This window comes from Stappia taiwanensis (assembly GCF_014635285.1).
GTDB lineage: Bacteria > Pseudomonadota > Alphaproteobacteria > Rhizobiales > Stappiaceae > Stappia > Stappia taiwanensis.
In genome coordinates this window covers 110,286-133,332 of record NZ_BMCR01000005.1, presented here as the reverse complement: position 1 = coordinate 133,332, position 23,047 = coordinate 110,286, and the positions used below count along the sequence as shown (strand labels likewise).

Annotated in this window: 18 protein-coding genes; 11 read left to right on the top strand and 7 right to left on the bottom strand. The window is 65.7% G+C overall.

The genetic code is table 11. The annotated features are described in order from the left end of the window. Nucleotides 1-401: 401 nt before the first annotated feature. Nucleotides 402-1,775 (top strand): glutamate--tRNA ligase, encoded by a 1,374-nt coding sequence (gltX, locus tag IEV83_RS13240; protein WP_181759873.1) that lies wholly within the window; start codon nucleotides 402-404, stop codon nucleotides 1,773-1,775. On the opposite strand, the gene IEV83_RS13235 is transcribed toward gltX, so the two are convergent. Both IEV83_RS13235 and IEV83_RS13230 read right to left on the bottom strand, forming a co-directional pair. Continuing rightward, the gene (locus tag IEV83_RS13235; RefSeq protein WP_181759874.1) at nucleotides 1,738-2,982 is read right to left on the bottom strand and encodes a DUF2865 domain-containing protein; all 1,245 of its coding nucleotides are present in this window, start codon (nucleotides 2,980-2,982) and stop codon (nucleotides 1,738-1,740) included. The genes gltX and IEV83_RS13235 overlap by 38 nt on opposite strands. A 117-nt stretch (nucleotides 2,983-3,099) precedes the next feature. Further along, nucleotides 3,100-3,588 carry a MarR family winged helix-turn-helix transcriptional regulator gene (locus tag IEV83_RS13230; protein ID WP_181759875.1) on the bottom strand — a complete coding sequence of 163 codons (489 nt, stop codon included), beginning with the start codon at nucleotides 3,586-3,588 and terminating at the stop codon, nucleotides 3,100-3,102. A gap of 251 nt (nucleotides 3,589-3,839) precedes the next feature. On the opposite strand from IEV83_RS13230, the gene IEV83_RS13225 reads away from it, so the two are divergent. Continuing rightward, on the top strand, nucleotides 3,840-4,193 hold the full coding sequence (locus IEV83_RS13225) for a hypothetical protein (protein WP_181759876.1): 354 nt from the start codon (nucleotides 3,840-3,842) through the stop codon (nucleotides 4,191-4,193). A 124-nt stretch (nucleotides 4,194-4,317) separates the two neighbouring features. Beyond that, complete coding sequence (locus IEV83_RS13220; RefSeq protein WP_181759979.1) at nucleotides 4,318-4,860, top strand: CreA family protein; 543 nt, start codon at nucleotides 4,318-4,320, stop codon at nucleotides 4,858-4,860. A gap of 64 nt (nucleotides 4,861-4,924) precedes the next feature. Here IEV83_RS13220 and IEV83_RS13215 read toward each other — a convergent pair whose 3' ends face one another. Further along, nucleotides 4,925-5,257 (bottom strand): ArsR/SmtB family transcription factor, encoded by a 333-nt coding sequence (locus IEV83_RS13215; protein WP_181759877.1) that lies wholly within the window; start codon nucleotides 5,255-5,257, stop codon nucleotides 4,925-4,927. A 486-nt stretch (nucleotides 5,258-5,743) separates the two neighbouring features. After that, complete coding sequence (locus IEV83_RS13210) at nucleotides 5,744-7,471, bottom strand: L,D-transpeptidase family protein (protein ID WP_181759878.1); 1,728 nt, start codon at nucleotides 7,469-7,471, stop codon at nucleotides 5,744-5,746. Between the two features lie 300 nt (nucleotides 7,472-7,771). On the opposite strand from IEV83_RS13210, the gene cysS reads away from it, so the two are divergent. From cysS to rarD, 3 genes are read left to right on the top strand one after another with little or no spacing between them, the layout of a single operon-like run. Further along, nucleotides 7,772-9,205, top strand: a complete 1,434-nt coding sequence (gene cysS / locus IEV83_RS13205) for a cysteine--tRNA ligase (RefSeq protein WP_181759879.1) — start codon at nucleotides 7,772-7,774, stop codon at nucleotides 9,203-9,205. A 35-nt stretch (nucleotides 9,206-9,240) separates the two neighbouring features. Next, nucleotides 9,241-10,833 (top strand): citramalate synthase, encoded by a 1,593-nt coding sequence (gene cimA / locus IEV83_RS13200; protein ID WP_181759880.1) that lies wholly within the window; start codon nucleotides 9,241-9,243, stop codon nucleotides 10,831-10,833. 35 nt (nucleotides 10,834-10,868) lie between these two features. Continuing rightward, a complete protein-coding gene (rarD, locus tag IEV83_RS13195; RefSeq protein WP_209003149.1) occupies nucleotides 10,869-11,798 on the top strand; it encodes an EamA family transporter RarD in 930 nt (309 codons plus the stop codon). A 72-nt stretch (nucleotides 11,799-11,870) separates the two neighbouring features. Here the strand turns inward: rarD and IEV83_RS13190 are convergent, their stop codons facing one another. Further along, on the bottom strand, nucleotides 11,871-12,467 hold the full coding sequence (locus IEV83_RS13190) for an LOG family protein (RefSeq protein ID WP_181759881.1): 597 nt from the start codon (nucleotides 12,465-12,467) through the stop codon (nucleotides 11,871-11,873). Between the two features lie 257 nt (nucleotides 12,468-12,724). On the opposite strand from IEV83_RS13190, the gene IEV83_RS13185 reads away from it, so the two are divergent. From IEV83_RS13185 to pssA, 5 genes are all read left to right on the top strand, one after another. Further along, nucleotides 12,725-14,014, top strand: coding sequence for an Ig-like domain-containing protein (locus IEV83_RS13185; RefSeq protein WP_181759882.1), 1,290 nt, complete (start codon nucleotides 12,725-12,727; stop codon nucleotides 14,012-14,014). Between the two features lie 120 nt (nucleotides 14,015-14,134). Continuing rightward, nucleotides 14,135-14,491: an ArsR/SmtB family transcription factor gene (locus IEV83_RS13180; RefSeq protein ID WP_181759883.1), complete on the top strand. Its 357-nt coding sequence runs from the start codon at nucleotides 14,135-14,137 to the stop codon at nucleotides 14,489-14,491. A 47-nt stretch (nucleotides 14,492-14,538) separates the two neighbouring features. Beyond that, nucleotides 14,539-16,458, top strand: a complete 1,920-nt coding sequence (locus IEV83_RS13175; protein WP_181759884.1) for an ABCB family ABC transporter ATP-binding protein/permease — start codon at nucleotides 14,539-14,541, stop codon at nucleotides 16,456-16,458. A 103-nt stretch (nucleotides 16,459-16,561) separates the two neighbouring features. Continuing rightward, nucleotides 16,562-17,263: a phosphatidylserine decarboxylase gene (locus IEV83_RS13170; protein WP_181759885.1), complete on the top strand. Its 702-nt coding sequence runs from the start codon at nucleotides 16,562-16,564 to the stop codon at nucleotides 17,261-17,263. 65 nt (nucleotides 17,264-17,328) lie between these two features. Beyond that, nucleotides 17,329-18,228, top strand: coding sequence for a CDP-diacylglycerol--serine O-phosphatidyltransferase (gene pssA, locus IEV83_RS13165; protein WP_181759886.1), 900 nt, complete (start codon nucleotides 17,329-17,331; stop codon nucleotides 18,226-18,228). A 108-nt stretch (nucleotides 18,229-18,336) separates the two neighbouring features. Here the strand turns inward: pssA and IEV83_RS20255 are convergent, their stop codons facing one another. After that, nucleotides 18,337-21,909 carry an efflux RND transporter permease subunit gene (locus IEV83_RS20255; RefSeq protein ID WP_181759887.1) on the bottom strand — a complete coding sequence of 1,191 codons (3,573 nt, stop codon included), beginning with the start codon at nucleotides 21,907-21,909 and terminating at the stop codon, nucleotides 18,337-18,339. After that, the gene (locus IEV83_RS13155; protein WP_181759888.1) at nucleotides 21,906-23,009 is read right to left on the bottom strand and encodes an efflux RND transporter periplasmic adaptor subunit; all 1,104 of its coding nucleotides are present in this window, start codon (nucleotides 23,007-23,009) and stop codon (nucleotides 21,906-21,908) included. Before IEV83_RS13155 ends, IEV83_RS20255 begins: the two co-directional genes overlap by 4 nt. Nucleotides 23,010-23,047 lie beyond the last annotated feature (38 nt).

Sequence of the window (23,047 nt, the reverse complement as noted above, 5' to 3'; positions counted from 1 at the left end):
AATTCTGGTTAATGAATTGTTATGAGGGTAATTTATTTTTCTGGAATTGCCTTCGTATTTGCTGCGATTTGAGCAAAATAAATTTGTTTATTTGTTATAAAAATGACTTCTACGAATTTATTTTATTTTTGCTGGGGCGGAAATTTCGGTTTCTTTCAGGTGCAGTTCGTTTAATAATTTTGAATGTCTTTTTCAATTTGATTGATCCGTTGCGGAAATAGGATGTCGGTGTTGTCTCGCTCGAAAAACGAGCGGGGGCGGACTCAACGTCCGCTGCAGGAAATGACTTGCGATTGCTGGTGACGTCAGGCGCGCGACTGCGCGCGGGCGGCTCCGGCGCAACGGGGGAGGGCGGTGCGATCGGGATTGCCGCACGTGCTGCTTCTGGGTAAGAGAGCGTCATGACCGTTACCGTTCGATTTGCTCCCTCGCCCACCGGATTTCTCCATATCGGCAATGCCCGGCCGGCGCTGTTCAACTGGCTCTATGCGCTGAAGACCGGCGGCAGCTTCGTGCTGCGCTACGATGACACCGATCTGGAGCGCTCGACCGCCGAGTTCGCGGCGGCGATTGCCGAGGATCTTGGCTGGCTCGGCATTGCGCCGGACCGGGTCTATCGCCAGTCGGAGCGGATCGCCGCCTATGACGCGGCGGCGGAGCGGCTGAAGGCCGCCGGGCTGCTTTATCCCTGTTATGAGACTGCGGAGGAGCTGGAGCGCCGCCGGGCGCGGGCGCGGGCGCTTGGCCGTCCGCCGGTCTATGACCGCGCCGGGCTTCGGCTTACCCCGGAGGAACGGGCGGCGCTGGAGGCCGAGGGGCGTAAGCCGCACTGGCGCTTCCTGCTACCCAATCACGCGGGCGATCCGTTCTCCACCGTGCGCACGGAGGAAAGCTGGCAGGACCTGTGCCGTGGTGAGCAGGCGGTGGATCTGGCCTCCTTGTCCGATCCGGTGCTGATCCGCGCCGACGGGACTTACCTTTATACGCTGCCGTCGATTGTCGATGATATCGAGATGGGCATCACCCATGTCATTCGCGGCGAAGATCATGTGGCCAACACCGCCGTGCAACTGGCGATCTTTGCCGCGCTCGGCGCCAAACCGCCGGTATTCGCCCATCACAACCTTCTGACCACCGTGTCCGGCGAAGGGCTGTCGAAGCGAAAAGGGGCCTTGTCGCTAAGGTCGCTGCGCGAGGCGGGCTACGAGCCGCTGGCGGTGGCGTCTCTGGCGGTACTCACCGGCACCCGCCATGCCATCGAGCCGGCGGAAAGCCTTGCGGCGCTGGCCGGGCAGGTGGAGCTGACCGATATCTCCCGCTCCGCCGCCAAGTTCAATCCGGACGACCTGCGCCCGCTCAATGCCCGGCTGGTTCACGGGCTGCCGTTTGCGGCGGTGTCGGAGCGGCTTGCGGCGCTTGGCATCGGCGGCGGTGCGCCGTTCTGGGATGCGGTGCGGGCCAATTGCGAGACGGTGGCGGATGCGCAGCGCTGGTGGCAGGTGGTCGCGGGTGGCGAGGACATGCCGGTCGATGCGGCGCCGTCGCCCGAGGATGCGGAGTATCTGAAGCTGGCGGCGGAGCTGCTGCCGGCCGAGCCGTGGGACGAGACCACCTGGGGCGCCTGGACAGGCGCGCTGAAGGCGCAGACCGGGCGCAAGGGCAAGGCCCTGTTCCTGCCGCTGCGGCTGGCCCTGACCGGTGCCGCGCATGGGCCGGACATGAAGACCTTCCTGCCGGTTATTGGGCGACGTAGTACCGTGGGCCGACTACCCTGACCGGGCGCTTGCCCTCCTCGGCGGGTTTTGTCATGGCAGGCGTGGCAGGCTCTTCCTGCGGCTTTGCCTCGGTGGGTGTCGGGGCCGTTTCTGCCTGAGGGCGCCCGAGCACCGGCAGGCGGGTCGGGGCACGCGCCGGCGCAAAGCCGAGGCGCAGGTTAAGGGCAGTGTCCGGATCGGCGCCTCTTGGGACACTTGGCTGCGGCACTTTCGGTTCGGCCTTGCCTGCAATGCTGTCGCGCAGATACCCGGCGGCGGTTGCGTCATCGCCGCTGGTGATCAGGCGGGCCATGGTCTGGCGTTCGCTGTTCTCCGACTGACAACTGCATCCGGCGACGAACTGGGTGCGGAACCGGTTGGCATTGGGCAGCATCTCATAGGGGGTGCCGTCGAGGGCCACCAGATCGTTTAGGGTTTCGCCGGGGTTGCGATGCAGGAACAGGCGGGTTTCCGCCGAGGGGCACATGGAGCGGCAGACGGCGGCATCGCGGCTCAGGCCGTTTTCGGTCACCGCATAGCTGACGGGGAAGAAAAAGCCATCGCAGGTGCGCACGCACATGGTGCGGTAGGTCTGGCCCATGGCCCGGCGGGGCGCTCTGCGGGTGCTGGAGGAGGTGACGCGGACGCTGGAACGGCGCCGGTCCGGCGTGCGCGTCGTGGATGTGGTACGCACGGCGCTGCCCCTGTCCCTGTCGTTTGCCCTGTCCGTGTCCCGGCCAATGCCGAACAGTGCGAGGAAGCCGCCACCGCGCTCTGACGACCGGGCGCTGCGGGTGGTGCCGCAGCCCTGGCTTTTCATGGCGCGCCTGAGCTGCGCCGTGCGCGCCTTGGCGCCGCCGCCACCCCGGGTGAGCCGGTCGCGCTTGCGCTCCAGCTTTGCCAGATTGGCGCGCATCTTCTTGATCTTGGCAGTGAGGGCGGCGCAGGAGGCATCGCCGCCGCCCGCGTTGCAGCCGAGATGGCGTGCATCCCGCTCGGCGAGCGACAGGGATTTGGCCTGTTGCCGTGCGGCCCGGGCCCATTTGCGCTGCTCCGCCGATTGCGGCGTGCGCGCGGCAGCGCGGTTCAGTTCGGCGGCAAGAGCCTGACAGGTGGCGGCGGATGCGCCTTGCGTGCCCGTGATCAGCAGCGCAGCCGTCAGCAGCACGCCCGCCAAGAGGGCGCGCGCCACAGGCGCGACGGCGCGTTGCCGTTTGGCGTTTCTCATCACGTCTTGCCGTCCCTGGCTCGTTCGCACGTTTCCCTTGTGGGAAATCTCTTGCCCAACTATCGCCGCCGGGCGGCTTCGACACAACAAAAGCCGGGGAGTTTAGTAAATTGCGCGCTAACCTCCCCCGCCGTCTGGCCGCTCGCCCATTCGGTCGTTCAGCTCGAAGGCGCGCTCGGTCAGGCGCTGCAGCAGCGGCTCCAGCGCGGTCCGTTCTTCCTCCGACAGCGGGGCGAGCAGCCGGTCGACAAAGCCAAGGGCTTCCGGCACGAGCTCGTTGTAGATGCGGCGGCCCGCGCTGGTCAGTTCCAGAAAACTCTCGCGCATGTCGCGGTTGTTGGTGTGGCGACGTACCAGTCGGCGCTCTTCCAACGTGGCCACGGCGCGCGACACCTTGGTCTTGTGCATGCGCGAGTGCAGGCCGATTTCCTTGGCGGTCATGCTGTCGAACTGGCCGAGCGTGGCCAGCACCCGCCATTCGGGGATGGCAATGCCGTAGCGGCGCCGATAGACGCCGGCCAGCGACTGGCTGACAGCCTCGGCCAGGATGCTCAGTCGGTAGGGGAGAAAGGCCTCCAGCTTCAGCATGGGCGGCGTGGCGGTCATGATGGCGATACGGCCCTTGATTTCAATTGTCTTTTTTGTGATTGCACGCAAAAGGGGTAAAGATGCGAGCGCAACGAGTTTAGGCCAGTTTGGTGGGAGCCGTCATCGCTTTCTTGCGAAAACCGCCTCTCTTTCAAGCTTCTCTATGATGCTGTGCCCCGGCGTCGGTCTGAAGAGGTGCGGAAACCGGTTGCCAGCGGTGCGCGGGGCATGTCACCTCGACATAGTGCAACAGGGCTCACGCGAATCGCATGAAACGACCGGCCAACACACCCCCTCCGCCACAGAGTGTGGCCCTTGTCTGGACCGTGCTGGTGCATGTGCTGGCGCTGCCGCTGGCCGGTGCCTTCCTGCCGGCGCTGGTGATCCGCCCCGTCGCGGCCGGTGGAAGCGGGCCGTGGGCCGGGTATCTTTTGGCCGGCGTCTTCCTGGTTCTGATCGTCGGATTGCACCTTGCGCTCTGGCGGCAGGCGCGCGGCAAGGGGGAGCGGCGGCTGGCCGTGGCCATTCTGGTGCTGGGAGCGCTCAGCCTGGCCTCCCTGGCATTGCTGGCGACCCCATCCCCGCTGGTGGGGTTGGTGCATCTGGGCGCGCTTTTGGTGTGAGGCGCCGCGCTGTCTCTAGCTGGGGCGTGGCCTTCTTCTCTCGCAATTTACCGTCTCCGCCCCCATATCGGGGCCGGCGGACTTTCGGCGCCAACAACCTTTCGGGGAGACAGACCGGATGACCTTGACGACACGGCTGGCCGGTGCGGCCTTTGTGACCTTGCTCGCACTTGGGCTCGGACTGGGGCTCGGGCTCGGGCTTGCCAGCGGCGCGCAGGCTGAGGACGAGCCGGACCTGATTTTCAAGAAATCGACGGTCTGGAAGCTGCTGACGCCGGATCACAAGCTGGCTACCTACGCGATCGACGATCCGATCGTGCAGGGGGTGGCCTGTCATTTCACCGTTCCGGAAAAAGGCGGCGTGTCCGGCTGGCTGGGGGTGGCCGAGGAGGTCTCGGACGTGTCGCTCGCCTGCCGTCAGGTCGGGCCGGTGAGCTTCAAGGAGAAATTCGAGCAGGGCGAGGAGATGTTCCGCCAACGCCGCTCGTTCATGTTCAAGAAGATGCGGATCGTGCGTGGCTGCGATGCCAAGCGCAATGTGCTGGTCTATCTGGTCTATTCGGACAAGATTATCGAGGGCAGCCCGAAGAACTCCACCTCGACCGTGCCGATCATGCCCTGGGGCGGGGCCGAAGCGCCGGCCTGTGCCGATTGGCTCGACGAATAATCGCGGGCGTCGATGCGGGGAGGCGGGCAGCGCCTGTCAGGGAGCGCTGGCACGGGGGCGACGCTTATTGCGCGGCCGCGCGCTCCTTTGTTGCCTGGATCTCTTCGGGCGGACAGAAGTGCTTTTGCAGCAGCGCCAGCACGTCGATGGCGATCTCGCTGTCGAGGCTGTAGTAGATGGTGGTGCCATCCCGCCGTGTGCGCACCAGCCCTTGCGCCCGCAACAGGGCCAGTTGCTGCGACACCGTCGGCATGCGCATGCCGGTCTGTTCGGCCAGATGACCGACGCTGGTTTCCCCGCCTGCCATGTTGCACAGGAGCATCAGCCGTGGGGCCGAAGCCAGCATCTTGAGAAAGCTTGCTGCGTCCTCTGCCTTGTTCTGCAGCGCGTCGATCATCCGTTTCTTCCTGTCGAGCCCTTGGCTTGTGCCGCCGTCTCCCAGAAAGTGTGGTGCGGGAATATGGCGTCTTGACGATAGCGCCGCTTTGCCACCCTCTGGCGCAAATCGGCGCAGAGACTATCGTCGCGACTTTCCCTTTCGTCAACGTGTGGAATGCATGTGGTATGCCCTGGCGCTGCAGCCAAAGGCATCGGGAATGCAATCCGAAACGCGGGAAAGCCGGATTTCAGAACGGTTTCCAGCCTCTGGGGCGGAGACCATCAGGACAACCGGCGAGAGAAGAACGGCGGACAGAACCACTGCGGTGAGCACCTGACGAAACATCTGGGACATGAGAAACCACCCGATACGCGAGACCTGATCGATGTGTGATCGTCGCATTTGGGCCGTGAACCGCCCCTGAGGGGGGCGTTTATCCACCGTTCAGTTTCCTTGCCGCCGCAGTGTGGGGCACCGAAAGGTCGCCCCAGCCGCGACCGTGTCTCAAAGGTCGGTGCGACGATTCGTCGTCAGCGCGGTTTTCAGCACCTTGTCCCGGCCATAGACGTCCCGGCGGAAATGGGTCGAGCCATCCTTGTTTACCCAGGCGGTCAGATAGGTGAGGTGGACCGGAATGGGTTCCTTCAGCTTGACGATGCGGCGCTTCTTCGTGTCCCGGGCGGCGATCAGCCGATCCTTGCTCCAGCCATCACGGGCGAGCAGCACCTCGCCGAGATCGAACGGGTTTTCCGCGCGAATGCAGCCATGGCTGAACGAGCGCTGGGCACGGGAGAACAGCGCCTTCGACGGAGTGTCGTGGATGTAGATGCTGTACTTGTTCGGGAACATGAACTTGATGCGCCCCAGGGCATTGCGCGGGCCCGGATCCTGGCGCAGCGTGTAGGAAAAGTTGCGCCGGCTGACCCCGTTCCAGTCCACCGAATAGGGGCTGATCTCGCGGTTGCCGGAAAAGATGCGGATGTTCTTGGCGGCCAGCGCGCCGGGATTGCGCTGAAGCTGCGGCAGGTATTCCTTGGTCGCGATGGAGAAGGGCACCGTCCAGAACGGATTGATTTCCGCATAGGTGATCTGGTCGGAAAACACCGGGGTGGCATGATAGGGCTTGCCCACCACCACCCGGGTGGTGTGCACGGTCTTGTCGTTATCCACCACCTTCAGGTTCTGGTCGGCGAGGTTGATGAAGACATAGCGCTCGCCCAGATCGTCCGGCATCCAGCGCCGCCGCTCCATGTTGAGCGCCATCTGTTCGATCCGCGCGGCGATCGGCACATTGATCTCGACCAGGGTGTTCTTGCCGATGATGCCATCGACCTCCAGCCCGTGCCGCTCCTGAAACAGCTTCACCGCCGCGAGCAGGGCGCCGTCATAGACATCGCCGGAATGACTGCCGGGGGCCAGAAGATCTTCCTCGATCATCCGGGCGCGCAGGGCCTCCAGCCGGTCGTCGGTCATGCCGGGTTTCAGCACCGGACCACTCGGCACGGCGGTGAAGCCGCCGGCCGCCTGCTTGGCGCGGTAGTCGGCGAGGCGGTCCTTCAGCCGGTCGTAGTTGGGGGTATTCGGCGACAGACCTTCGAGAACCTCGGTGAAGCTCTCGCTGGAGTCGACCAGATCCAGCAGGGTGACCGGATCGGGTGCCAGCGGGAAGAGCTTCAGGGACTTGTTGACCCGGTTCGGCTTGACCCGGCCGGCGGCCAGATGGCTCGCATAGGTTACATAGGTGCTCGACAGGGCGACGTCGAGCGCGGCCAGATCCGCAAGGCCGGCGGCGTTGAAGGCGAGCTGGGCGAGCCGGTCCGGGTCGTAATCCTCCGGGTCGAGCGCATGTTCGCCCGCGTTCTCAAGGGCGACGAGCAGCTCCTTGGCGAACGGGTTAAGCCCATCCTCCGAGAGCCAGAGCGGCTGGAACAGGCGCTGCTGGTAGAAATCGCGGACGCTGAGTTCGGTTTCCTCCTCGCTGCCGGCATTGAGCGCGGCGTCCAGCATCATGCTGTCGGCACTGTCGAGCTGGGCGGCGATGGCAAAGGCCAGCGGATCGGTCGGAAGCTGTTCAGCCGGGGCGAATTCCGTGAGCGTCGTTTCATCCACCTCCGGCTGCGCGGTAGGCTGGGCCGCCGACTGGGCAAGCGCCGGTGCCGCCAGGGGCAACGGGCCGACAAGAGGCAGTCCCGCCGCAAGCGAGGCGGCCAGGATGGTGGTGGCAAGACGCATGAAATTCTCCCTTTTCCGGCGCATGTGGCGCCATCCTACACAACCGGAGGGAAAACGGGGAGGGCGGATCGGCCAGGCGTCCGGAGCGAACCACAAGGAACTGGCGCATTGAAATGCTTGACCCGCTGCGGCAATCGGGCCAAAACGCTCCCCATGACAACGGCCACGCGGAACCGAATCTCGATTCTCATTATTTGCAGCTAGCGACACCGCTGGCTGTGGCCGTTCTCCTCATGCGTGATGCCTCCCGACGGGAGATGAGACGGACGCCCCGGCCAGCCGGCCAGGAGATGTTCGACCATGAGCTTTGACCATGCGTTCAAGCTGACCAATACCCTGACCCGGACCAAGGACGTATTCGTCCCCGAGGATCGGAACAATGTGCGCATGTATGTCTGCGGGCCGACGGTCTATGACTATGCGCATATCGGCAATGCGCGCCCGGTGGTCGTGTTCGACATGCTGTTCCGCCTGCTGCGCCATCTCTACGGCGCGGAGCACGTCACCTATGTGCGCAACATCACCGACGTGGATGATAAGATCAACGCACGGGCGGCGGCCGAAGGGGTGTCGATTGGCGAACTGACCGAACGCACGGCGGCGCAGTATCATGCGGACATGCGGGCGCTGGGCGCGCTCGATCCGACCATCGAGCCGCGCGCGACTGAGCATATCGCCGAGATGAAGGCGATGATCGAGCAACTGGTGGCCAAGGGCCATGCCTATGTGGCCGAAGGCCATGTGCTGTTCGACGTGGGCTCGATGGCCGACTACGGCAAACTCTCGGGCCGGTCGCTGGAGGACATGCAGGCCGGTGCGCGGGTCGAGGTCGCGCCTTACAAGAAGGATCCGATGGACTTCGTCCTGTGGAAGCCGTCGAAGGAGGGCGAGCCGGGCTGGCCGGGGCCGTGCGGCATCGAGGAGCCGGGGCGGCCGGGCTGGCATATCGAATGCTCGGCGATGGCGCGGCGGCACCTTGGTGAGACCTTCGATATTCACGGTGGCGGCGCCGATCTCGTGTTCCCGCATCACGAGAACGAGGTGGCCCAGTCGCGTTGCAGCCACGATACGGAGGTGATGGCGCGGTACTGGCTGCACAACGGCTTCCTTCAGGTCGAAGGCGAGAAGATGTCGAAATCGCTCGGCAACTTCATCACCGTGCATGACCTTCTGGACACGGACAAGCTCGGCGGGCGGGTCTGGCCCGGGGCGGCGATCCGGCTTGCCCTCTTGATGACCCACTACCGCCAGCCGCTCGACTTTACCGAAAAGAGCCTGTCGGAGGCCGAGGGGCTGTTGCAGAAGTGGGATGGGCTTTTGTCCTCCCTGCCGGCAGATCAGGCCGATACCAAGGTGCCGGATGCGCTGGTGGAGGCCCTGTGCGACGATCTCAACACCCCGCGCGCCATTGCCGTGTTGCATGGGCTGGCGCGGGAGGCCCGTGGCGGTGAGGTGCAGGCGAAAGCGGCGCTGGCCGCCTCGCTGAACTTCCTCGGCATCGACCTTGCCGGCATCCGGGCGGCGGCGGAGGAGGCCACGGCCCGGGCGGCGGATCCGGAGCTGGCGGCACGGGTCGATGGCCTGATCGCGGAGCGCAACGCGGCCCGCGCGGCGAAGAACTGGGGCGAGGCGGACCGGATCCGCGACCTTCTCGCCGCCGAGGGCGTCGTCCTGAAGGACACGCGCAATGCGGACACCGGCACGGTGGAAACCACATGGGAACTGGCACGATGACTGCGCCGGAAGGCCAGGAGCTCAAGGACACGTCAATGACACGCGATCGCCTCTACCTGTTCGACACCACCTTGCGCGATGGGGCGCAGACGGCTGGCATCGACTTCTCGGTGGAGGAGAAGATCGTCATTGCCGAACTGCTCGACCGGCTCGGTATCGACTATGTGGAGGGCGGCTATCCGGGCGCCAATCCCACCGACACGGCGTTCTTTTCCGAAAAGCGCACCCGGAAGGCCACCTTCACCGCCTTTGGCATGACCAAGCGGGCCGGACGGTCGCTGGCCAACGATCCGGGCGTGCAACTGCTGCTCGATTCCGCCGCCGAGGCGATCTGTTTCGTCGCCAAGAGCTGGGACTACCACGTCAAGGTGGCGCTGGGCTGCAGCAACGAGGAAAACGTCGCCTCGATCCGCGAGAGCGTTGAGGCGGCGGTGGCCGCCGGCCGGGAAGCGATGGTCGATTGCGAGCATTTCTTCGATGGGTACAAGGCCAATCCGGAGTATGCGCTGGAGTGTGCCCGCACCGCCTATGAGGCGGGCGCGCGCTGGGTGGTCTTGTGCGACACCAATGGCGGCACCCTGCCGGGTGAGCTGCGCGAGATTGTCGGTGCGGTGACCAAGGTCGTGCCGGGCACCCACCTGGGCATTCACGCTCATGACGACACCGGCCATGCGGTCGCCAATTCGCTGGCGGCGGTGGAAGCGGGCGTGCGCCAGATTCAGGGCACGCTGAACGGCATCGGCGAGCGCTGCGGCAATGCCAATCTGATCACCCTGATCCCGACCTTGATGCTGAAGCCGGCCTATCGCGCGCAGCTGGAGCTGGGGGTGAGCGGTGAGGCGCTGGCGGAGATCACCTCCATCTCCCGCGCCTTTGACGAGATCATCAACCGGTCGCCGGACCGGCACGCGCCTTACGTTGGCGAGAATGCCTTTGCCACCAAGGCCGGCATTCATGCCTCGGCGATCCTCAAGGAGCCGCAGACCTATGAGCATGTGCCGCCGGAGACGGTCGGAAACCGGCGCCGGGTACTTGTTTCCGATCAGGCGGGCAAGTCGAACCTGCTTGGCGAATTGCAGCGGCTCGGCATCGCCGTCGACAAGGCCGATCCCCGGCTCGATGCGCTTCTGGCGGATGTGAAGGAGCGGGAGGCGCAGGGCTATGCTTATGAGGCGGCGGATGCCTCCTTCGAGCTTCTGGCCCGGCGCCGGCTCGGCGAGGTGCCGCAGTTCTTCGACGTCAAGTCGTTCCGGGTGATGGTCGAGCGGCGGCACAACGCGCTTGGCGAGCTGGTGACCGTCTCCGAGGCGGTGGTGAAGCTGGAGGTCGATGGCGAAACGCTGATGTCGGTGGCGGAGGGCAACGGTCCGGTCAACGCGCTGGACAAGGCGCTGCGCAAGGATCTCGGCCGCTATCAGGAGGCCATCGACGCCATGGAGCTGATCGACTTCAAGGTGCGGATCCTCAATGGCGGCACGGATGCGGTGACACGCGTTCTGGTGGAGAGCCAGGACCGGCGCACGCATAAACGCTGGTTCACCATCGGCGTTTCCGGCAATATCGTCGATGCGTCGTTTCAGGCGCTGATCGATTCCCACACCTACACGCTGCTGAAGGCGACCCGCTAGCGGGTCGGCCCTTCGGGGCTGAAAGCGCATCCGCGATGACTTCACTTGCGTCCGACGAGGCGGCCCGAGCCGAATGGCGGCTCGGCATGATCTTCATGGTGTCGGCCTACCTGCTTTGGGGGTTCCTGCCGGTCTATTACAAATGGACCGGGGACATTGACGCCGACATCATCGTCGCGCACCGGATCCTGTGGTCGGTGCTGTTCCTGGCGATCTTCCTGGGGCTGCGCGGCCGGCTTTCGGAGGTGCGCGCCATCCTCGCCAACCCGCGGATCCGGGGCAAGCTGACCCTGTCGGCGCTGATCATCTCAGTCAACTGGCTGGTGTTCATCTGGGCGATCGACAATGCGCGGATCCTGGAGATCAGCTTCGGCTATTTCGCCAATCCGCTGGTCTCCGTGGCGATCGGCATGATCGTGCTGAAGGAGCAGGTCAGCGGCACGCAGAAGATCGCGCTCACCATCGCCGCGCTGGCGGTGGGCGCGCAAGGCATGGCGCTCGGCACCTTTCCCTGGGTGGCCATGCTGCTGGCGGTGACCTTCGCGATCTATGGCTATATCCGCAAGATGGTGCCGGTGGGCGCCTCGCCCGGGCTGATGGTCGAGGCATTGCTGCTGTCGCCGCTGGCGCTGGGCTATCTGCTTTATGCCGGCGTCACGGGAACGGCGGATGTGCTGCCGCTCGACCGGCCGGGGCTGTTCCTGCTGCTCGCCGGCACGGGCATCGTCACGGCGGTGCCGCTGGCGCTGTTTGCCGGGGGCGCGCGGCGCTTGCCGCTGACCACCACCGGGCTGCTGCAGTATCTGGCGCCCAGCCTGCATCTCTTGATGGCGGTCTACATTTATCACGAACCGATCAGCTCGCTTCGGCTCGGCACCTTCGTGCTGATCTGGCTTTCGCTGGCGCTGTTCACCGCCGACGCCTGGCGGCGGCGGGACCGGGTGCGGCCGCAAAAGGTGATGTAGGTCAGATCAGCCGGCGCGCGGCGTCGCGCGCCGGCCCTTTTGAGGCGGTTCGGGTGCGGGCAGGTGCGCCGCTCAGAACCGGTTCAAATCGGCGAGCTGGGCGCCCTGAGTGGCGCGCTTGCAGGCTTCGCGAAGGGTGGGAACGATGTCGGCGGCCCGGCCGACCGCATGGTAGTCGATCTCGAAGCCGGGGCGGATGAAGGCTTCGCTCTTCATGTGCTCCAAGAGGTCGACGAGCGGGCGCCAGAAGCCGTTGATGTCGGCAAGCACCACCGGCTTGCGGTGGCGGCCGAGTTGGCCCCAGGTCAGCACCTCGACCAGCTCTTCCAGGGTGCCGATGCCGCCGGGCAGGGCGACGAAGCCGTCGGCCCGTTCGAACATCGCCCGTTTGCGCTCGTGCATGTCCTCGGTGACGATCAGCTCGGTGACGGATTGCATCATCACCTCCCGTTCCTGCAGGAAGCGGGGTATAATGCCGGTGACCTTGCCGCCGGCTTCCAGCGTCGCGCGGGCGACGGCGCCCATCAGGCCGATGGAGCCTCCGCCATAGACGAGGGACAGACCAGCCTCGGCGATGTTCCGGCCGAGGGTGGTGGCGGCTGCCACATAGGCAGGGTCGGTGCCCTCGCCGGTGCCGCAGTAAACGCAGATGGATTTGAGTTCGCTCATGCGATCTGTTTGACATCGCCGCGCGATGCCGGTCAAGCGGCCAATTCATCCGGCGACGGAGCGGGTGCGCTTGCCGCTCCCGGCAAAGCGGTATAACCATGCCTGCCGGTCTCGGGTCGGTCGAAATCGGCACGTTTCGGGCGTGGTTTTCCGCTGTTGATGCGTGGAAGCGTTGCGCCGACCCTTGAAAGACGATCAACTGGTGATCCTTGGCCGATTCCGGTCGCGGCACAGGGGATCGGGGAGTAGGTTTCTTCATGTCGCGAAAAGTCCTGGTTCAACTGCTCGTGGTCGCTGGCATCGTTGCCGCCGGCGCGCTTGGCTTTGGCTGGTGGAAGACGCAGCAGCAGGACGAGGCGGGCAAGCCGGCGCCCGAGGTCTCGGCGCAAGCCCCGCAAACGGGCGAGAGCGCTGTCACACCGGACGCTGACGAGGCTGCATCCGGCGACGCCGCACAGCAGACCGCCGATGCGGACGAGACGGGCACGGACGAGGCTGGGACCGAGGCTTCGGTTCCCACCTTCGATGTGATGCGCGTGGAGCGGGATGGCTCAGCGGTGGTGGCCGGCCGGTCGGAGCCGGGCGCGATCGTCGCGCTCCTGTCCAATGGCAAGGTGGTCGGCAAGGGCATTGCCAATGCCACCGGCGAATTCGCCATCGTGCTTGAGGAGCCGCTGGCGCCGGGTGCCCATTCGGTGACGCTGGAAGTCCGGAATGCCGAGGGTGAGACGACCGCGCAGTCGGTCCAGAGCCTGGCGGTGTCGGTGCCGCAGGATCCGGCAAGCGGCGAGGTGCTGGTGATGCTCAACGCGCCGGGCACCGCCTCGAAGATCCTGCAGAAACCGGAAGTCCTGGAAGCGGCAGCGGAGACCGCTGGCGGCGAGGCGCCGACGGACGAGGTTGCGCCGGGCGAGGTGGCGGCGACGGGCGCACCCGACACGGCGGCCCGCCCGGAGGATGCGGCACCGGCCGAGAGCGCCGCCGAGGATGCGACCGGCGCGCCTGCTGCCGCGCCGACGGTCACGGTCGATGCGGTGGAGACCGAAGACAGCAAGGTCTATGTGGCCGGGGCGGGCGAGCCGAACAGCGATGTGCGGGTCTATCTCGACAACAAGCTGGTGGGCGAGGCGCGCACCGACAGCAAGGGCCGTTGGCTCCTGGAAGCGGACAGCGCGGTGGCGCCGGGCGAGGTGGATGTACGCGCCGACCAGGTGGCGCCGAAGACCGGGGCGGTGACCGCCCGGGCCGAGGTGACCTTCAACCGGGCGGACGAGGACGACATCGTGCTGCGGCCGGTGGCGGCCTCCGGCAGTGTGGGCGGCGGCGAAGGGGCGAGCGGCGATGCCGCCAAGCGCCAGATCGCCAACATCATCATTCGCTCTGGCGACAATCTGTGGACCATCTCGCAGCGGCGCTATGGCGAGGGACTGCGCTACACCACCATCTATCAGGCCAACAAGGATCAGATTCGCGATCCGGACCTGATCTATCCTGGGCAGGTATTCATGATGCCCGAGGGCGACCGCAACTGGCCGTCGCGGAACTGATCGGCTCGCCGGACCACCGGCGGGCGCGCCATCGGCGTGGCGGATTGACAAAATATCGTAATAAACGGATATTATCGTCATCTAACGATGATTTGATATCGCCATGCCTGCGTTCGAAACATGACCGTTTCCAAAAAAACAGACGCAGCCGGGGCGCCGGGCGACTGCCGGGCGCTTGCCGAGTTGTTTCGCGCCTTGTCGCACCCTGCACGGATCGAGATCGTGCGGACCTTGGCCAGCTGTGAAGCGGCCTGCTGCGGCGAGATCGTGGAGTGCCTGCCGCTGGCCCAGTCGACGGTGTCCCAGCACCTTTCGGTGTTGCGGGAGGCGGGGCTGGTGGAGCGGCGGGACGATGGCCGCTGCTGCCATTATTCCCTGCGTGCGGAGGTTATCGAACGGTTTTCACGGGAGGTGGGGGATTTGTTCGCGCTCTTGCGCGCGGCCACCACCGGCGCTCCGCGCGCCCCTGGCGATTGATCCGGCTCAGCCCGCGGCCCATCAAGGCGCCGCGATAAGGAGAATACATGACAAGTCGCCGTTCCGGCGTGGCCCCGCGCGTGTCCGCCGACGAGGCCTCGACCCTGTCCACTCTGCGCGGGCTCTGGCCCTTCATCTGGCCTCATGACCGCGCCGACCTGAAGGTTCGGGTCGGCCTTGCGTTGATCGCGCTGGTCATCGCCAAGATCGTCACTGTGATCTCGCCCTATTTCTTCAAATGGGCGACCGATGCGCTGGCCGGCGAGGGCGGGCTTTCCGGGGATGGCCTGGTGCCCGGCTGGTTGCTGGCGCCGGTGATGCTGGTGATTGCCTATAATGTCGCCCGGGTGCTGTTCGTCGGCTTCAACCAGTTGCGCGATGCGCTGTTCGCCCGGGTCGGACAGCATGCGGTACGGCAACTGGCGTTCCTCACCTTTCGCCACCTGCATCTTCTGTCGCTGCGGTTTCACCTGCAGCGCAAGACCGGCGGTCTGTCCCGGGTGATCGAGCGCGGTGTGAAGGGGATCGAGAACATCGTCCGCTTCACCATCCTCAACGGCATTCCGACGATCTTCGAATTCGCCATCATGGCCGGGGTGATCTGGTACCAGTTCGGCTTTTCCTATGTGGTGGTCGTGGCGGTGATGATCGTCGCCTATACCTGGTTCACGGTGCAGACCTCGAACTGGCGCATCGGCATTCGGCGGGAGATGAATGCCAGCGACACCGACGCCAATTCCAAGGCGATCGACAGCCTGCTGAATTTCGAGACGGTCAAGTATTTCGGCAACGAGGAGATGGAGGCGCGGCGGTTCGACCGGTCGATGGCCGATTACGAGGTCGCCGCGACCCGTACCTGGACCTCGCTCGCCTGGCTCAACTTCGGGCAGGCGTTCATTCTCGCCATTGGCACGGGCATCTGCATGGTGTTCTCGGCACAGGCGGTGATGGCCGGCACCCAGACCCTCGGCGATTTCGTGCTGATCAACGCGCTGTTGCTGCAGCTCTCGATCCCGCTCAACTTCATCGGTTTCCTCTACCGGGAAATTCGTCAGGGGCTGACCGATCTGGAGGCGATGTTCGACCTTCTGGCCGAGCCGGCGGAAATCACCGATGCGCCGGATGCCGCGCCGCTGGCGGTCAAGGGCGGGACCCTTCGCTTTGAGGATGTGCATTTCCACTACGATGCCGACCGGCCGATCCTGAAGGGCATTTCCTTCGAGGTGCCGGCGGGAGAGACGGTGGCGATCGTCGGCCCGTCGGGGGCCGGCAAGTCGACCATTTCGCGCCTGTTGTTCCGCTTCTACGACGTCACCGGCGGGCGCGTGACCATCGACGGGCAGGACCTGCGCTCCGTGACCCAGCACAGCCTGCGCCAAGCCACGGGCATGGTGCCGCAGGACACGGTGCTGTTCAACGACACCATTGCCTACAACATCCGCTATGGCCGGCCCACGGCGAGCGATGAAGAGGTGCGCGAGGCCGCGCGCATGGCGCAGATCGCCGATTTCATCGAGACCCTGCCGGAGGGATTCGATACGGAAGTGGGGGAGCGCGGGTTGAAGCTGTCGGGCGGCGAGAAGCAGCGTGTGGCAATTGCCCGCACCATTCTCAAGGCGCCGCCGATCCTCATTCTCGATGAGGCGACCTCGGCGCTCGATACCCACACGGAGCGGGAGATCCAGACCGCGCTCGATCAGGTGTCGCGCAACCGCACCACCGTGGTGATCGCGCACCGGCTGTCCACCGTGGTCAACGCCGAGACGATCCTGGTGCTCGAAAAGGGCGAGATCGTCGAGCGCGGCCGGCATCAGGAGCTGCTTGCGGCCGGGGGGCTCTACGCCTCCATGTGGGCGCGGCAGCAGGAAGCCACGGAAGCGGAGGAGCGCCTGCGGGCGGTTACCGAAGCCGACGATGGCTATATCGTTCGCGGTCCGCGTGCCGGCGAGGAAGTGCCGGCGGAGTGAGCGGATTGCCGCTGCGGATTGATTTTCCTGCCCGCTCCGGTGCAAATGGGGCCCTGCGCGCCGGACGGCCGGCGCGCCATCGCTCTTTTGACTGGATGGCTTGATGTCGCTGACGGATACGATCTCGAAAACCCTTGTCCCCATTCATCGCGAGGGTTGGCCCTTCATCGCCATCGCCGGTGTCGCCACCCTGGTGCTCGGCTGGTTCTTCGATCCGCTGTTCTGGATCGGTCTGATCCTGACCGGCTGGGTCTGCTACTTCTTCCGCGACCCGGCGCGGGTGACGCCACTGGATGACGCGCTGGTGGTGTCGCCGGCCGATGGCACGGTCTGTCAGATCGGCATGGCCCGGCCGCCGGTGGAGCTGGAGCTGGGCGACGCGCCGATGATGCGCGTCTGCATCTTCATGAATGTGTTCAACTGCCACGTGAACCGGGCGCCGATCGGCGGGCGGGTCACCCGCATTGCCTATCGCGCCGGCAAGTTCGTCAATGCCGAGAGCGACAAGGCGAGCGAGGAGAACGAACGCAACGGTCTCGTCATCGAAAATGGCGATACCCGCATCGGCGTGGTGCAGATCGCCGGCCTGGTGGCGCGGCGGATCGTCTGCTTCGTGAACGAGGGTGAGAACATCGGCGCCGGCGAGCGGTTCGGCCTGATCCGCTTCGGCTCCCGTCTCGATGTCTATCTGCCGGAGGGGGCGTCGGTGAAGGTGGCCATCGGCCAGACCATGGTGGCGGGCGAGAGCGTCGTCGCGGATCTGTCCGGCGCGGGGCGGGACAGCGTTCTGACCCGGGTAAGCTGAGCCCATCCGGGTTCGCCGGTTCGGCGCATCGCCCCCATGCAACGCATACAAAGGTAACTCGCGCCATGTCCGCTCCCTTTGCTCCCTACGATCCGGGCCCGACGCGCCGCCGGCGCGGCCGGGCGCCGCGCTTTCGCCGGGTGCCGCTTCGTCTCGTTCTGCCCAATCTGGTGACCCTGCTGGCGCTGTGCTCCGGGCTCACCGCCATCCGCATGGCGCTGGAGGCGCGCTGGGACTACGCCATCGGCGCCATCGTCCTGGCCGCCGTGCTCGATGCGCTGGACGGCCGCGTCGCGCGCTTTCTGAAGGGCACCTCGCGCTTCGGCGCGGAGCTGGATTCGCTGGCGGATTTCGTCAACTTCGGCGTCGCGCCGGCGTTGATCCTCTATTCCTGGCTGCTCAACGAGGTGCGCTCGATCGGTTGGATCGCCGCGCTGGTGTTCTCCATTTCCGCCGCCTTGCGCCTTGCCCGGTTCAACGTCTCGATCGACGATCCGGACAAGCCCGCCTGGGCGGTCAATTTCTTCACCGGGGTGCCGGCGCCGGCCGGCGCCTTGAGCGTGCTCCTGCCGGTCTATCTGGAGTTCGTCGGCCTGTTGCCGCATTGGCCGGCGCTGGCGCCGGTGGTGGCGGTCTATGTGGTGCTGATCGCGCTCTTGATGGTCAGCCGGTTGCCGACCTTCTCCGGCAAGAAGCTGGGCTCGCGCATTCGCCGCGATCTGGTGTTGCCGCTGTTCGTCGCGGCGGTGCTGGTGGTGGCGCTTTTGGTCAGCTACCCGTTCCAGATGCTGGCGGTGGGGGCCACCGGGTATCTCATCTCCATCCCCTTCGCCCTGCACTGGCACGCAAAATACCGCGATGGCCGGATCGGCGGCGCGAGCGCGGCGGAGGCCGGCGAGGATGAGAGCGAGGACGACACCGATCTCGACCACCTCGGCGACAACGACAAGGACGACACCGGCTGACGGGTTGGTGCTGATCCGTTCGGGATACACCTGAATGAACGAAAGGCGGCGCGGGGGTTCCCACGCCGCCTTTCTTTTTTGTCGGATCGTTCGTGCCGCGCCGGCCGGTTATTCCGCCGCGTGCGGCAGGGTGTCCGGGGCGCTGCGCGGCGTCTCCTTCGTGGTGGCCGGCCGTGCGGTCAGCGCCGTGACATTGGAGGGGCCGGGCAGGGGCGCGGCCTGCGTCCCGCGTTCCTCCTGCGCCCCCTTGGCGTCATCCGTGGCCGCGTCACCCTTCTTCCGCAGCAGCCTGGCGAAGGCCCGGCTCCAGACCGTCGGTAGCGCCAGCATGGTGGGGATCAGGATCAACGTCAGGATGGTGGCAAAGGACAGGCCGGCGATGATCGCCGTCGACAGCTGCACCCACCAGACCGCCGTGATCGAGCCCTTGGTGATCACCCGCTCGGCGAAGTCGAAGTTGATCTGGGTGGCCATCGGCACCAGACCGGCGACGGTGGTGGCGGTGGTCAGGAGCACCGGCCGGATGCGCTGGGCCGCCGTCTTCAGCACCGCCTCCACCGGTTCGATGCCGTCATGGCGGAACCGATTGTAGGTGTCGATCAGCACGATGGCGTTGTTGACGACGATGCCCGCGAGCGCGACGACGCCGGTGCCGGTCATGATGATGGAGAACTTCTGCCCCGTCAGCGCCATGCCGAGCAGGACGCCGAAGATCGACATCACCACCGTGGAGAGGGTCAGGACCGTCTGGTAGAAGCTGTTGTACTGGGTCACCAGAATGAGGAACATCAGGAACAGCGAACCGACCATCGCCTTTTGCAGGAACTCGCCGGATTCCTTCTGGTCCTCGTCGGCGCCGCGGAAGCGGAAATAGACGTTGTCGCCGAAGTTCTGGGTCTTCAGCCAGGCGCCAAGCTCGGCCACCTTGTCATCCGGGGTCAGCGGTCGGGAGACGCCCTCCGCCGTGGTGACCGTCTCCGTTTCAATGATGTTGGCCTTCACCTCCATGGAATAAAGCCCATCGCGGCGGGTGATCGACGACACCTTCTGCTGCGGTGCCCGGTCGATGAAGTTCGACAGGGGCACCTGTCCGAGCGGGGTCTGCAGGCGCAGGCTGTCGAACCGGTCAAGGGTGCGTTCCGCCTCCGGCAGGCGGACGCGGATATCCACCTCGTCCTCGCTGTCATCTGGGCGGTACTTGCCGATCAGCACGCCATTGGTGACGAGCTGCACCATGGAGCCGACCGAGCCGATGCCGGCCTGGAAGCGGCCCGCCTGTTCCCGGTCGATGCTGATCTGCCACTCGATGCCCGGCAGCGGCCGGCTGTCCTCGCGGTCGCGCAGGCCCTCCATCTCGTCCACATGGTCGCGCACCCGGGCCACCGCCGCCGTCAGGGTGTCGTAGTCGGTGGAGGTGACCTGCAGGCGCACATCCTTGCCGGTGGGCGGACCGCCCTCGATCTTGCGCACCTCCACCTTGATGCCGGGAAGCATGGCGGTGCGCTGCCGGATCTCGGTGAAGATCTCCTCGGCCTTGCGGCGGCAGCAATAATCGGCCAGCTCGATGTTCAACTCGCCGATCACGTCGGCGGGCTTGTCCTGGCCGCCGCCGATCAGACCACCGCCGGTCGAGCCGCCGGCGGAGGTGACGGCCATCACCACGTTCTCGATGCCGGGGACGGCGAGCACCTCCCGCTCCACCGCGCCGACGATCCCCAGTGCCTCATGCACGGAGAAATTGCCGCGTCCGGAGACAAGGACGATGGCCGCTTCCGGTTCGTCCTCGATGAAGAACTCTCTGCCCTGATTGTGCTGCAGAAAATAAACGGTGATGCCGGCGGCGATGATGGCGACGCTGGCCAGCGTGATCACGTTGCCGAGCGGCGTGCCAGCGCAGAAGCTGAGCATCCGCACATAGGCGCCGGTTGCGCCCTTGACCTTGGCGGGCTCGAAATGCTCGCCGGCGGACAGCAGTTGCGCCGCCTTGCGTTCCTCCTCCGCCATCTGGCGGGAGCGGGCGCGCAAGCGGGCGACCAGCGGGCGCAAGGGACGGTGAACCGCCGCGCCGATGAGCACAGCGGCCAGGAGCAACAGTGGCAGCTTCGCGATGATGGGCAGCGCGGCCAGTACCGGCAGAGCCGAGAGGGCGAGTGCGGCGCCGATGCCGACCAGGGCGCTCGTCACAAGACTGGCGTGACGCCCGAGCACGGTGATCAGGCTGGAGAGGGCGGCACCGGTCGCCGGCAGGAACACCAGCGCGGTCAAGAGCGAGGCGCTGAGCACGATGATCACCATGATCGGCAGGTAGCTCATGAACTCCCCGGCGACACCGGGCCACAACAGCATCGGCAGGAAGGCGGCGAGCGTCGTCGCCGTGGAGGAGACGATCGGCCAGAACATCAGCTTGGAGGCCCGGATATAGGCCTCCTGCGTGGGCATGCCCTCGGCGATCTTGCGGTCGGCGTATTCCACCATGACGATGGCGCCATCGACCAGCATGCCGACGGTCAGCACCAGGCCGAACATCACCATGGTGTTCACGGTCATGCCGATGGTCGAAAGGATCAGGAAGCCGACCATGAAGGAGGTGGGAATGGCGATGCCGACGAGCAGCGCCGACTTCGGTCCCAGTGCCCAGATGACAAGGATCATCACCAGGAAGATCGCCGTCATGATTGAGGATTGCAGCGAGCCGAGGATCTCGAAGATGCTGCGCGACTTGTCGAGCAGGTAGTCGATGCGGATCGGCGCCGGCCAGTTTGCGGTTGCCTCCTCGACCACCTGGCGCACCGCCGCGTTGTTCTCGACGATGTTGGTGCCCTTGCGCTTAACCACGTTGATGGTGATCGCCGGCTGGCCGTTGACTCGGGTGAAGGTCTCCGGGTCCTTGAAGGTGCGGCGGATCTCGGCGATGTCGCCGAGGGTGACCACCCCTTCGCCGCTCTGCTTGACCGGCAGGTTGTAGACATCCACCGCGTTTTCGACGAGGCCGGGCACCTTGACGTTGAACCGGCCCTGGCCGTTGTCGAGGAAGCCGGCGGGCACCAGCTGGTTGTTCTGGGTCAGCGAGGTCAGGAGTTCCTGCTGGGTCACCTGATAGGATTCCAGCTTCATGGAATCGATGATGACTTCGAGCATCTCCTCCCGGTGGCCGGAGAGATTGGCCTCCAGCACGGTCGGGATCGCCTCGATCTGGTCCTTCAGCCGCCGCGCATGGCGGTAGAGCGTGCGTTCGGGCACCGCGCCGGACAGAGCGACATAGATGGTCGGCTGCAGGGATAAGTTGGTCTCGATGATGGTCGGTTCCTCGGCTTCGTCCGGCAGTTTCGCCTTGGCCTGGTCGACCTTGTCGCGCACATCGGCGAGCGCCTTGTCCTTGTCGAAGCTGATGTCGAATTCCAGCAAGACGCTGACATGGCTTTCCGCCGAGATGGTGGTGATTTCCTTCAGCCCGTCGAGACCGCGCAGGGCGGTTTCCATCGGCCGGGCGAGCAGCCGTTCCGCGTCTTCCGGCGAAATGCCCTGCTGGGTGATGGAGACGTAGAACACCGGAATGTCGATGTCCGGGTCGGCCTCCTTGGGGATGGCGATGTAGGACAGCACCCCGGCCACCACCATCACCAGCATCAATGTGAGGACGGTGCGCGGCCGGCGCAGCGCGGATTCAAGCATGGAGATCATTGGGTGGCCTCCGCCATCTTCACGACCGGTTCGACGGTCTGCCCCTCAATCACATAGTCCTGACCGACGACAATCACGCGAAGGGTCTCGGGCAGACCGCCCACCCAGATGCCGTCCGTGTCGCCGCCGAGAATTTGGGTCGGATAGAAGCTGACCGTGTTGTCCGGCCCGACCGCGCGCACGCCGACGGTGCCCGCGTCGTTGAGGGTCAGGATGCCGGAGCTGATGCGGTGGGCGCGCTGTTCGAGCAGCGGCACGCGGGCGGTGGCGGTGATGCCGTCACGCACGCGGCCGTCAGTGTTCGGGACCTCGATCTCCACCCGGAAGGTGCGGGTCGCCGGATCGGCCGCCGGGGCGATATAGCGGACCTTGCCGGACACGCTGCCGCCGGTGGCCAGCTCCACCTCGGCCTGCTGACCGATGCGCAGGGCGTTGATGTCGCGTTCTGACACCTGGCCGATGGCGAGGATCGGGTCGGCGTCGATCAGGGTGGCGCAGACTTGCCCGGTGGCGAGGATCGTGCCGGTTTCCGCCATTGGGCTTTCGACGACGCCGGTGATCGGCGCGTGGATGATCGTGCGCGACAGCTCCAGCTCCTGCTCCTCCAGCTTGGCGGCGGCGGCATCCATCGCCGCCTTGAGCGCGGCAACCCGGGTCTGGGCGGCAAAGCCCTTTTCGTTGAGCTGGGTGACGGCGGTGTGATCGAGCCGGGCCTGGGCGAGCAGGGCTCTTGCCTCGGCCACCTTGGCCTCGCGCGCGCCTTTGTCGAGCACGCAGAGCACATCGCCGGCCTTGGCCAACTGGCCTTCGCTGACGCGCCGTTCGGCAACCCGGCCGCTGGTCTCCGCGCGCACGGGAACCCGGGCTTCCGCCTCGGTCCGGCCGCGAATGATCAGCACCGAGCGGCGCGGCTCGGCGGAAATCTCGCGCACCTCGACGCGAAACAAGGCGGCATCGGCCGCCTGGCTGCGTTCGGCCGGGGGCGGGGTGCTGCCCTCGTTCTCGCCCAGTCCGCCCTCGATATAGGTTCCGGTCCACATCCAGCCGGCGACACCGGCGAGGATGCCGATGGCGAGGAAGTAGGAAAAGCGCAGTTTCATCGTGTCGGTGCTCCGGATTGAGCGCTGCCTGGGGCGTT

Excerpts from the sequence above, each read along its gene's own strand:
- IEV83_RS13230 (WP_181759875.1), bottom strand. The coding sequence starts at position 3,588 with ATGACCGCCACGCCGCCCATGCTGAAGCTGGAGGCCTTTCTCCCCTAC.
- IEV83_RS13235 (WP_181759874.1), bottom strand. The coding sequence starts at position 2,982 with ATGAGAAACGCCAAACGGCAACGCGCCGTCGCGCCTGTGGCGCGCGCC.
- pssA (WP_181759886.1), top strand. The coding sequence starts at position 17,329 with ATGTCCGCTCCCTTTGCTCCCTACGATCCGGGCCCGACGCGCCGCCGG.
- IEV83_RS13215 (WP_181759877.1), bottom strand. The coding sequence starts at position 5,257 with ATGATCGACGCGCTGCAGAACAAGGCAGAGGACGCAGCAAGCTTTCTC.
- cimA (WP_181759880.1), top strand. The coding sequence starts at position 9,241 with ATGACACGCGATCGCCTCTACCTGTTCGACACCACCTTGCGCGATGGG.
- IEV83_RS13185 (WP_181759882.1), top strand. The coding sequence starts at position 12,725 with ATGTCGCGAAAAGTCCTGGTTCAACTGCTCGTGGTCGCTGGCATCGTT.
- IEV83_RS13225 (WP_181759876.1), top strand. The coding sequence starts at position 3,840 with ATGAAACGACCGGCCAACACACCCCCTCCGCCACAGAGTGTGGCCCTT.
- IEV83_RS13180 (WP_181759883.1), top strand. The coding sequence starts at position 14,135 with ATGACCGTTTCCAAAAAAACAGACGCAGCCGGGGCGCCGGGCGACTGC.
- gltX (WP_181759873.1), top strand. The coding sequence starts at position 402 with ATGACCGTTACCGTTCGATTTGCTCCCTCGCCCACCGGATTTCTCCAT.
- IEV83_RS13190 (WP_181759881.1), bottom strand. The coding sequence starts at position 12,467 with ATGAGCGAACTCAAATCCATCTGCGTTTACTGCGGCACCGGCGAGGGC.
- cysS (WP_181759879.1), top strand. The coding sequence starts at position 7,772 with ATGAGCTTTGACCATGCGTTCAAGCTGACCAATACCCTGACCCGGACC.
- IEV83_RS13170 (WP_181759885.1), top strand. The coding sequence starts at position 16,562 with ATGTCGCTGACGGATACGATCTCGAAAACCCTTGTCCCCATTCATCGC.
- IEV83_RS13155 (WP_181759888.1), bottom strand. The coding sequence starts at position 23,009 with ATGAAACTGCGCTTTTCCTACTTCCTCGCCATCGGCATCCTCGCCGGT.
- IEV83_RS13175 (WP_181759884.1), top strand. The coding sequence starts at position 14,539 with ATGACAAGTCGCCGTTCCGGCGTGGCCCCGCGCGTGTCCGCCGACGAG.
- rarD (WP_209003149.1), top strand. The coding sequence starts at position 10,869 with ATGACTTCACTTGCGTCCGACGAGGCGGCCCGAGCCGAATGGCGGCTC.
- IEV83_RS20255 (WP_181759887.1), bottom strand. The coding sequence starts at position 21,909 with ATGATCTCCATGCTTGAATCCGCGCTGCGCCGGCCGCGCACCGTCCTC.
- IEV83_RS13210 (WP_181759878.1), bottom strand. The coding sequence starts at position 7,471 with ATGCGTCTTGCCACCACCATCCTGGCCGCCTCGCTTGCGGCGGGACTG.